Source organism: Microbacterium sp. B24 (genome assembly GCF_000333415.1).
Lineage (GTDB): Bacteria > Actinomycetota > Actinomycetes > Actinomycetales > Microbacteriaceae > Microbacterium.
In genome coordinates, this window is the sequence record NZ_BADB01000108.1 from 1 (window position 1) to 242 (window position 242).

Here is a 242-nt window from a genome sequence, read left to right on the forward strand (position 1 = left end):
AGCTCGGTCCCGGGGATCCTCTAGAGTCGTGTGGCCGAGTCGTGAGCGGCCCCTCACGCAATGCGCACGGGCAGCGGTGTGCTCATGTCATCCTGTCGAGCGGTATCGAGTTCGGTGACCTCGACGTTGACCCTCGGCGCCTGTGTCGCTCGTGTGCCGTCGCGTGCCCCTGGTGGACCAACTACAGCACCCAGCAGTGCAGAGAGCGCCCCGCTGACCTCGCACACTTCGAGGCCAAGATG

At 65.7% G+C, this 242-nt stretch carries 1 protein-coding gene; it reads right to left on the minus strand.

All coding sequences use genetic code 11. From position 1 onward, the window contains the following. Positions 1-53: 53 nt before the first annotated feature. A partial coding sequence (locus I5I_RS17240; RefSeq protein WP_204365813.1) for a hypothetical protein occupies positions 54-242 on the minus strand: 189 nt, incomplete at its 5' end.